The following is a 10,984-nucleotide window of genomic DNA, read 5'->3' on the forward strand; positions in this document are numbered from 1 at the left end:
TTAATGAATGCAAATTTAAGTTTTGACATCAAATTAATTGAGAAATTATCATGTCCTTATCATTTGGGCTCTGATCTAACATTTGATAGAGAACACTTGGTATGCGTAATATGTAATAGAAAATTTCCTATTTTTTCGAGAATTCCATATATTTTGCCTGATGATATGTTAGATAAGTATAAAAATGGAAATTTTCAAGAATTCGTTAACTCTTGGAAGCCTGGTGAAAGAACATGGAATCCTGTAGGATGTACAAAGTTAATGACTACAAGTAAATCCGTGGATAATCAAACAAAAAAATATTCTCTAGATATTGGTTGCGGTGAAAATGCTCAGGGGGAAGTAAATATTGATGTTTATGTGCCAAAGATTATCCCTAATAATTTTATTGTAGCCTCAGCCGAATATCTTCCTTTCAAGGATAATGTATTTCCTTCTGTGAAGAGTAGTTATGTTATTGAACATACTTTGGAACCTGCGCAGTTTATAAATAATCAAGCACGTATTGCAACTGAAGAAATATTAATTGTTACGGATAATAGTGAATGGATTGGTGATGTTTATTTCAGAATGATAAACATGGGGCGCATATTCCATGATGAACATTTCTATAGGTGGACTGTTGAATATCTGGGCAATTTAATAAGAAGATTGGGGCTTAAGGTAGATGTATATTGTGCTAATTGCAGTCCAACGAAAATTGTTAGATTATTCTCTCAATTAGGGAAGATACCTAGGATAGGTAACTTTTTTTACAGAGACTTGATTGCTAAAATTGAATTGCAATGAAATATTGAAAGGATATATATAAAGATGTTTGATAGTTATTTATTTCAAAAAATGTTTAGGTTGTTTTTTGTTGTATTTCTTAAAGCGCATTCTAAGATTATGGGATATGTTCATTTTCCTAAAAATTTTAGTGTAGAATTGACAAATCTTTGCAATTTAAGATGTTCATCATGTCCAAGAGATATAATGACTAGAGATCAATTGTGTATTGACTTTCATTTGCTTGAAAAAATTGCAGGTGAAATTGATAATTTTGGCACAAATAATGTGATGTTACATCAATTTGGTGAACCGTTGTTATATCCAAGAATTTTTGACGCAATTCGTCTTTTAAAAAGTAAAAATAATATTAGAAATGTGATATTTAGCACTAATTGTGTTTTACTTAATGAAAAAATGGGTGAGAATATTGTAAAGTCTGGTTTGGATAAGATTATTCTAGCATTTGATGGAACTAATAAGGTTGAATATGAAGAGATACGCGTTGGAGCAAAATATGAAGCTGTGTTGCAAAATATAGAAAATTTTATTTCATTAGCAAGAAAAAGTGGTGTAAAAAAGCCAGAGATTGTTCTTAGCGTTATAAAGACCAAAAAGAATGAAAATAATATAAATAATTTTATAACACATTGGAATGAAAAATTGTCCGGTATTGGCTATGCTACTTATGTTGAGTTTACATCATTTGGTGGAAAAGTTAAGGAATCTGAATATCAGACAATGCAGAATAATGTTTTGCGAAAAAAATTACATAGAATGCCTTGTGCCGCGTTGTGGGGTAGTTTTACAATTAATAGTTCGGGAAAGGTAGTTGCATGCTGTTATGATATAAATGGTGAAATTGAGTTAGGTGATATTAATAAAAATTCAATTTATGATGTTTGGCATTCAGAAAATTATGTAAAAATTCGTAAGAGTCATATAAAAGACAATCTGACTGATTACCCTATGTGTATTAAGTGTCAGAATTCTGTTAATATATCGCAATATTCAAAAACAGTAATAAAAATAGTAAAAGAATTTGTTGGTATTAAGATATAAATATATTCATTCATGGTTAATAGTTATGGTTAATAGTTATGGTTAATGTTAAGGAATTTAATAATCAAAGGTATCGTGATGAGTATGGTTTTTGTAATCAGCACAGCATTTTATTGCAGAAATATTTAAAAAAAGAATATAATGTTTTAGATATTGGATGTGGTTCTGGATTATTAGCTGCTTCAATTAAGAATAATGTTAATAACGTTGTTGGTGTGGATCTTAGTTTTAGTATGCTTAAGCATACATTAGAAAAAAATATACCATGTTGTCTTGCAAATATTGATGGAATACATTTATCATTTAAGGATAAATGTTTTGACTTAGTTTTTGCAGGAGAGATCATAGAGCATCTTTACGATACTAGTTTTTTTCTCAGAGAAATAAAACGTGTTTTAAAAGAATCTGGAATATTAATACTTACAACCCCTAATTTGGCATCATTAGGACGAAGATTGATGCTTTTGGTGGGTAAAAATCCATTGATTGAAAGTTCTTTGGATATTGATTCTGAAAATATTCCGGCTGGACACATTAGGTATTTTGTTAAGAGTGCTTTAGAGAAGTTACTAATAAAGTCTGGTTTTGAAATTATAAAAATCTCATCTGATGAAGTAATCCTTGATATGAATGGAAGAATTAAGTCAGTATTGTTAGCTAAATTATTTCCTGAAATAGGTAGATGTTTGATTGTTGTGTGTAGGACTTAGATTTGTTATTGGTAAATAATTATTTGGTATATTCTATACCTGTAAAGTATTCTTTCTTGAGATATTTAATGCATGAGAACACTGAAAATAAAATATTAAAAAACTATATTAACAATTTCATTTCAAAATATTTAGATTTGTTAATAATTGTTTTGTTAGGATGTATACCATTATTATGGTATACAAAGGATTGTTTAATAGCTGGCGGTGATTTTAGTAATTTATTAAACTCGATTAATTCTTCTTCACACTATCTCTTTCCCTGGACAAATACTGCATTAGGTGACTTTGGTATAGTCTCTTGTACTAGTCTCTCATATTATATATTCTTTTTCATTCTTGATGGTTTAGGATTAAATCCTGTTTTGGTTCAAAAAATATGGATGATTTTCTTTTTTATGCTTTCTGGTGTTTGTATGCGTTATTTTATCAGAACTATAGCGTCAGATATAAATAAGAAATATGTAGTTATGTCAATTATTAGCTCAGCTTTTTATATGATTAATTTTTATGTTATTAATGTGAGGCCCTCTTTGCTATGTGTTAATGGAATATATGCATGTACTCCTTTAATTATGGCTTTTATATATAAGATGCTAGTTGTACGGAAAAAACAATTTAGATATGCTATTTTAACGTCATTATCTACCTTGTTATTGATTTCTGGTGCTGTAAATCCACCTGTTATGGCTGTTTTTCTATTTATTCAGATTTTATTTATTTTTTATTTGTTGTTTTTTTCGAACAATCCCATTGAATTTATAAAAAGCATAAAATATATCTTATTATGTATATTTATCTCTATTCTTATAAATTTATGGTGGTTAATTCCTTTTTATAAATTGCTTTTTTGTTATAAAGCATATGCAGTATATATGCCGGTGTATTGGAATCCAGGTTCTTTCATTAAAGATACTTTTGTATTAGCTGGTTCTTGGGCTTGGGGAGATGGTTATTATCCGATAAGTTATCCAGTTTATCAAAATATATTTGTAAAATATACTATGTATTTAATACCTTGCATTGTTTTTTCAGTATTATTAATTAAAAATAATAAGTTTAAAAAAATATCTTATTTCTTTTTAATAGTATCTTTTATAGGCATATTATTGTCAAAAGGTAGGGGTGGGGTATCTGGGAATATTTTTGTTTATCTTTTTGATAATTTTCCTCTATTTTGGATGTTTAGAGAGCCTTATTCAAAATTTAGTGTGTTAACTGTTTTGGGATATTCTGTCTTGTTAGGTGTGTGTGTTCAGAGTGTTTTTGATAAAGTTATAAAATATAATAAAAGATTATCAATATATGTTCCTTTTGTTGTCTTATTAATTGTATTTTTTGCAGGTTGGCCGATATTTACTAAATATTTCATAGATCAAACTGATAGAGGTTTTATATCTTCTTTTGTAAAAGTTCCAAAATATTGGGATGAGAGCGCGTCATATATGAATAATAAGAATGATAACTTTAGACTTCTCGAAATGCCGGAAAATAAGAGCGCTTATACAATGTTGGGGTGGGATAATGGATTTAGTGGTGCTTCTCCAGATAGATCATTTTTTAAAAAGCCGGTAATTACAAGCAGTCTATATTCTCCTAATATTATACAATATTATTACTATATGTTTAGGGATTATAATTATGGTGTAGCTAGAAGATTATTTAAATTATTTAATGTAAAGTATGTATTTCAGCGTAATGATTTTATGTGGACAATTTTTGGGTCATGGCATCCAAAAAAAGCACGATTATTCCTTCAAAATAAATTAGGACTGCAAAAAGAAAAGTCATTTGGGCTTGTTGATTTTTACAATACAGGAATAAATGCTGAAAATGTTTATTTGAAAGATAGTATAGATATAATAGTAGGTGGTTTTAATGCTTTGCAATTACTGAGTTATACAAAATATATGGATAATCCATCTATAAGTTTTTGGGGAATTAAACAAGAATTGAAAAATGAAAAACTTTATAAATATTCAAAAAGAATAATATTTTCAGAGGGATCAGATAAGTGGATAATGCGTTTATTGCCTGAATTATGTAAATTTAATCCGGAAAAAAAGTTGGGGTGGAAAGATCATGATTATAAGATTGGGTGGAGTCTAAGGAATAATTTTTATGGGGGAGAGTGGCTTGAAGAAGAAGATCAAAAGTTTATAAATGGTGATTTTTTTGAAAATAATGGGGCCATTTTTACAACTGGTGAAGCTCCTTTTAACTTTGAATGGAGCATTAATAATAAAGATGATTATTATATTGGAATGAAATATTATGTTTCAGGTTTTGATGATAAAGTTATATTAAAGGTTAATAGTGAAGATATTGGATATAACAAATTGACTCAGAGTTTGCCTAGTATGAGATGGGTTGTAAAGAAGAAATCACTATCTCCGGGAAAACATAAAATATCAATATTAAATAAAGGGAAAAGTGCGACTGTAGATTCTGTTGTTTTTTTTACTGACAGAGATATTAAAAAAGCTCATAAAAAAGCTGAAGAAATTGTTAAAGATAAAGATAAGTTATTTCTATTCTCATTAAATAACAAAGATTCATTTGATAAAAAATTCAGAATTATTGAGGATGAACAGTTTAGAATAAGTGTTTGTGCTTCTAATATAGATGTTTCTGATGAACAAAGAATAAAATTTTATATAGATGATAAACAATTTGAAGGGACTATTGAAAAAGAAAAATTGACAGAGATTGATACTGTAAAATTAACAAAAGGCATTCATTCAATTAGAGCCGGTGAAGGATGTAATAATGTTATAGTAAAAATATTTATCGAAAACAAAGAAAATACCCAGTATTATAAGAATATTTCTGAAAAAAAATATGGTCCATCAAGATTGGTTATTGAACATTTCGAAATTGATAAACCTATGTTTTTGATTTTTAATGAAAAATATCATGATGGATGGAAGGCTTATAATATGACTAATAAACAGAAATTTTATACAGGGTTCATGACTTTTATGAATGTTTTTATACCTAGAAATAACTTCAAAGAGATTAAGGATCACGTAATGGTAAATGGATATGCAAATGCATTTTATTTACCTAAAGCCGGTAATTATAATATTTTATTAGAGTTTGAGCCTCAAAATGGTTATGATAAAGGTTTATTTATTTCTCTAATTACTGGTATTTTGTGTATAATATTTTTAGTTGTGAATTTATTTAGGAAAAGAATAATTAAAATTTAGTTAAGTATATTTAAAAATAATTAGTGATTATTGTGGAAATATTGTTCCGGAGTTATGGATATGACAAATAAAATTATTGAAAAAGAAATTGCTGTTGTTGGACATGTTACTGAAGTTTATGGTCCAGTTCAAGCACTTACCAATTATTTGAAAAAGCAAGGCAAAAACATCATATTTATTTCTAATCCATTTGCATATTGTTCTTTAGAGAAATCTATAGCTTGTATTTATAAAGATAAAATGGAAGTGAAAAGTATAGATGGTCCTAAAAATCCAACATTCAAGAAACTTTATGCATTGTATTATATAAGAAGCTCATTATTTACATTTATTCAAGTTGTAAAAAGGAGGAAGAGAGTAGGGCTATATATTGGTATTGATAATCTAAATGCATTTATTGGATTAATTCTTAAAAAGTTGGGTTATGTAGATAAAGTTGTTTATTATGTAATTGATTATACAAAAAAAAGATTCCTATTAGGTTTTTTTAACTGGTTATATCATTTTATAGATAGAATATGTATAAAAAATGCGGACTATATATGGAATATATCTTCAAGAATTGCTGATGTGAGAGAATCACAAGGTGTTAATATGGAAAGAAATCTTGTTGTGCCTGTTGGGGTGGAACTTGAAAAGATAAAAAAACCTAATGATTCAGAAAGAGATAAGAATTTGCTTGTTGCTGTAAGTCATTTGACTGAGTCCAAGGGAATACAGCTTATTATTGATGTTATGTCAGATTTAAGGAATGAGTTATCTGCAGTAAAGCTTCATATAATAGGAACTGGTCCGTATGAATCAGTCTTAATAGATATGGTAAAAAAAATGGGGTTAGATGAATATATTAAATTCTTAGGACCTATGAATCATGATGATTTGTTTGCTTATCTACCTAAATGTGGTATTGCGTTGGCAACATATACAGAGGATCCTGATAGTATTACATATTATGCAGACCCAACAAAACCTAAAGAGTATTTAGCATGTGGTTTGCCGGTAATTATTACTAAAGTTCCATGGATTGCTGAAGCTATTGATAATAAGCATATGGGTATTGCGATTCATTATAAAAAAGATGATCTTAAAAATGCTATTATAAAGATGTTGCAAGACAGTGATTTTTATGATGAATGTAGAATAAATGCTTTTGATTTTGCATCTAAACTTTCATGGGATCAGATATATGATAAGGCATTAGATGAATCTAGAATTTAAAATGGATACATATTATAAGAGCTATTAATGAAGACGAAAGTAGACATTTCAAAACAATTCTTTGATAATAAAGCTCAAGACGTAAACACGTCTTTTATTAGAACGGTTTCGCTTTCTCAAAAAAATGAGTTTGATTTAATTAGGAAAAACATCAGTGAAAAGCCAAGAGAGAGCACTATACTTGACATTGGAGGTGGTTGGGGGAGGATTTCACTGTTTTTTCTTAAGGAGGGGTTTTCTGTAACCGTAGTTGATGTATCTATAGGAGCGTTAAACACTCTTAATACTATTTATACAAATGAGAAAAATGATGCATGGGGGAATTTAGAAACTATAGAAGGTGATCTTTCAAAGTTAGGCAATATCGGGACATATGATATTGTGTTTTGTATAGCAATCTTGCATCATGCTGATTCAATAAAAAACATTTTAGACAAAGCATATAAATCGTTAAAAAGAGGCGGACGTTTGATTGTTTTAGAGCCTAATCCTATGAATTTGTTATGGTATATTTTTATATTCTATCAAAGGATGTGGAAAGTAGAAAAAGGAATATTGCGGTGTCGTAGAAATAGTATTATTCAATATTTAAAAGATTCAGATTTTAATTCAATAAAAGTTGAAGGTTATGGGATGTTTCCTAATTGTATATTTAATTTCTCGGAAAAATTGTTAAAAATAAATGCTTCAGTAATACCTAATTTATCATTTCTAAAAGAATTTGCATTATTTAATATCTATACAGGTATTAAATAAATTCTATCTATCGTTCAATCAATTACTTCTATAATATTTATTAATTTTTATTCTATAATATTGTTTTATATAAACTAAGAAATAATATTGATATTGAGTGGGTAATATTATAAACTTTATGATCTGCAAACTCTTGTGGTAAAAGATGTTATAGGAGTGTAAAAGCTATGGCAAATATTTTATTTATAGATAGGGGTATCCCTAACATTGGGATAGCTTATATGTCTTCATACTTAAATAAGCACAATCATAATGTGCACTATTTTAGGGCTTCATTAAAATCAATGTTTGTCCCCAATCTTGAGATAGAAATAGACTCATATATAACTGATGTTTTGCATGAGAAAGTTGATATATTTTGTATATCAATAATGGCAATAAATTGGTCCTGGGTTAAAGAAAAAGTAAAGATTTTAAAACAAAAATATCCTTCTATCCCAGTATTAGTTGGAGGACCTTTTGCTACAACATCTCCTGATGTTATATTAAATTATTCAGAAGTAGATTATGTCTGTATAGGGGATGGAGAAAAGCCTTTATTAGATATTGCAAATAGCATTGATTTAGGTTCATTATCTACTGATATTGTTGATATATGCAATATTTCATTCAAAGATAATAATGTACCTGTTATAAAAGATATGACTTTTTATGTTAATAACCTAGATGATTATCCATTTCCGGATTTTAGTATTTTTGAGGGTCAATTCTCAAAACATTATTTTAAATATCCGGGTATAATAACTAGTCGCGGATGTCCGTTTTCTTGTACATATTGTACATGTCCCGGTTTAAAGGAAATATATTCAAAAGTAGGTAATTTTGTAAGACAGCACAGTGTAGAATATATGATTGAATATTTGAGTAAGTTAAAGATAGATTATGGATGTAAATCTTTTATTGTTAATGATGATATTTTCTTCCTTAACAAGGAATGGCTGAGAAAATTTGCACATGAATATAAAAAGAAAGTTAATATACCTATAACGTGTTTAGGTAATCCTAATTGTGTGGATGATGAAGTGGCAACTTTGTTGCATGAAGTTGGATGCAAGTTGGTGATTTTTGGTCTTCAAAGTGGATCAGAAGCTGTAAGAAGAAAAATAAAAAGGTTTGAAACGAATCAAAAAGTTATTCAAATGGCAAATTCTTTTAAAAAAGCTAATGTGCATTTTTCAATAAATCACATTTTTGATTTTCCTTTTGAGGATATAAAGAGCATATATGAAAGTGCATGTTTGTATAATGAAATTAGGCCAAATATGATAGATCCTTTTTCATTGGTATATTTTCCAAAGGCTGAAATTGTTAAGGATGCAGTTCAGTTAGGATACCTTACAAAAAAAGAAGAGGAGCTTATAGAATTAGGGGAAGTAAGTGGCCAAGTAAACCCATATAATACAAAAAGAGATTCGAACTATAAAAGATATAACCTTTTTTATAATATGATACCTTTAATGCCAAAAGCGTTTGTGGATTTTATTTTGGTTTCACAAGAAAGATTTATTAAATTTTCAAAATTATTATCTTATATGCCGGGATTTACCGCTGCATTTGTTAAGTTGATTCTTGCTTTTAAAAATCGAACGCAATTTATACAGCTTTCGTTTCTTCCTGACCTAATATATTATTTTAAACGAAAACTTCTGTGTAAATGATAATCAATTATTTTGGTAAAAAATGACAAATTCTAAAAAGATTTTATTAGTATATCCTGGGAAGCAGGGAGCAACTTTTCCTGAATTGCCATTGCCAATTCTTTATCTTTCATATGCATTAAGGGAAGCCGGGTTTTTCCCGCACGTATTAGATATGCGTTTAGATGACTATAAATTAGTTTGTCCACAGGATTATTTGTTTATTGGTGTCAGTGTTTTAACCGGTCCTCCGATAAAATATGGTCTCCAATTTGCGAAATTCGTTAAAAATATATGCCCGGAAGTTCCAATTGTATGGGGTGGGATACATACATCATTATTACCTGAACAAACTTTAAAGAGTGATTTAGTGGATTATGTAGTTTTTGGAGAGGGAGAGGATACTATTAAGGAGTTAGCAATAACCTTGAGTAATAAAGGGGATGTGTCATGTATTAAAGGTATTGGATATAAAACAGATGGGAAAACCTGTGTAAATGAGGCTAGAGAGTTTATTGACTTTACTAAAATACCGAAAGAATTACCTTATGAATTATTTCAAATGGATAGATATGTAATAGATATTTTTCCGATACACTCAAGCCGTGGTTGTCCATATAGATGTAGTTTTTGTTATAGCCTAGTATTTAATAAAAGACGTTGGCGGGCTAAGTCTGCTGTTACGGTATTAGATGAAATTGAATATGTTATTAATAAGTTTGGAGTTAGTCATATCAGTTTCACATGGGAGGATGAATTTTTTATTGATAAAGATAGAGTAAAAGATATATGTGAAGGAATTTTAGAGCGTAATATTAATATTAAATGGGATGCATTTTGTAGATTTAATCATTTTTATAAGTTTGAAGAAGACTATATAAGGTTACTGGAAAGATCAGGTTGTGCTTCATTATCATTTGGCGGAGAGTCAGGTTCTCAGAGAATGTTAGACGATATAATTACTAAAGATGTTGTAGTAGAACAGATGATAATAACTGCTAAAAAACTAGCAAAGACAAAGATTTGTCAAATTGTGAGCTTTATATCAGGTTTGCCTGAAGAAACAGACCGAGATATGGATTTGACATTTAAATTGATGGATAAACTTTATGAAATAAATCCTAATATTTATTTAAATGGTTTATTTTTATATACTCCTTATCCTGGAACTAAACTTTTTGAATTGGTTGCGACAAAATATAATTATCAGATACCTGATTCTTTAGAGGCATGGGCTAATTTCGGTATATTTAGAAATGTAGGCGCAACATGGCAGACAGAAGACTATATGAAGAAATATAAAACTGTGTCAATATTGACGCGTTTTCCATTTTATAGAAATCAATTTAGATTAAAAGATATAGGAACAGTTATTGGTGGTGGTCGTTTTGATAAATTTCCATATAATATTATATACTATGTATTTACATCTTTGGCAAGATGGCGTTGGAAAAAGAAATATTTTAAATTCCCTATAGAGTGGTGGCTTTTGGAAAAGATCATGGAAAGGTATAGGGGATTTATATGATGATTGTTGAACGAAATAAAACAATCTGATATAGTTTGTACAAGCACCTCCTCACTGCAATGTAGTGTGGAGGTGTCGTTTTAAACACAATAT

General features: G+C 28.8%; 8 protein-coding genes. All 8 read left to right on the forward strand.

Annotated elements, in window-relative coordinates:
- Positions 1-3: 3 nt before the first annotated feature.
- The gene (locus P9M13_00735; protein MDP8261812.1) at positions 4-789 is read left to right on the forward strand and encodes a hypothetical protein; all 786 of its coding nucleotides are present in this window, start codon (positions 4-6) and stop codon (positions 787-789) included.
- Between the two features lie 99 nt (positions 790-888).
- On the forward strand, positions 889-1,830 hold the full coding sequence (locus P9M13_00740) for a radical SAM protein (GenBank protein MDP8261813.1): 942 nt from the start codon (positions 889-891) through the stop codon (positions 1,828-1,830).
- A gap of 38 nt (positions 1,831-1,868) precedes the next feature.
- Entirely contained in the window at positions 1,869-2,540 is a 672-nt protein-coding gene (locus P9M13_00745) for a class I SAM-dependent methyltransferase (GenBank protein ID MDP8261814.1), read from the forward strand.
- A 68-nt stretch (positions 2,541-2,608) separates the two neighbouring features.
- Entirely contained in the window at positions 2,609-5,752 is a 3,144-nt protein-coding gene (locus P9M13_00750; GenBank protein MDP8261815.1) for a hypothetical protein, read from the forward strand.
- Positions 5,753-5,812: 60 nt separating this feature from the next.
- Positions 5,813-6,970 (forward strand): glycosyltransferase, encoded by a 1,158-nt coding sequence (locus P9M13_00755; GenBank protein MDP8261816.1) that lies wholly within the window; start codon positions 5,813-5,815, stop codon positions 6,968-6,970.
- Positions 6,971-6,997: 27 nt separating this feature from the next.
- Positions 6,998-7,726, forward strand: coding sequence for a class I SAM-dependent methyltransferase (locus P9M13_00760; GenBank protein ID MDP8261817.1), 729 nt, complete (start codon positions 6,998-7,000; stop codon positions 7,724-7,726).
- A gap of 167 nt (positions 7,727-7,893) precedes the next feature.
- On the forward strand, positions 7,894-9,384 hold the full coding sequence (locus tag P9M13_00765) for a radical SAM protein (GenBank protein MDP8261818.1): 1,491 nt from the start codon (positions 7,894-7,896) through the stop codon (positions 9,382-9,384).
- Positions 9,385-9,406: 22 nt separating this feature from the next.
- On the forward strand, positions 9,407-10,891 hold the full coding sequence (locus tag P9M13_00770) for a radical SAM protein (protein ID MDP8261819.1): 1,485 nt from the start codon (positions 9,407-9,409) through the stop codon (positions 10,889-10,891).
- Positions 10,892-10,984 lie beyond the last annotated feature (93 nt).

The organism is Candidatus Ancaeobacter aquaticus, from assembly GCA_030765405.1.
GTDB classification, from domain to species: Bacteria; Auribacterota; Ancaeobacteria; order Ancaeobacterales; family Ancaeobacteraceae; genus Ancaeobacter; species Ancaeobacter aquaticus.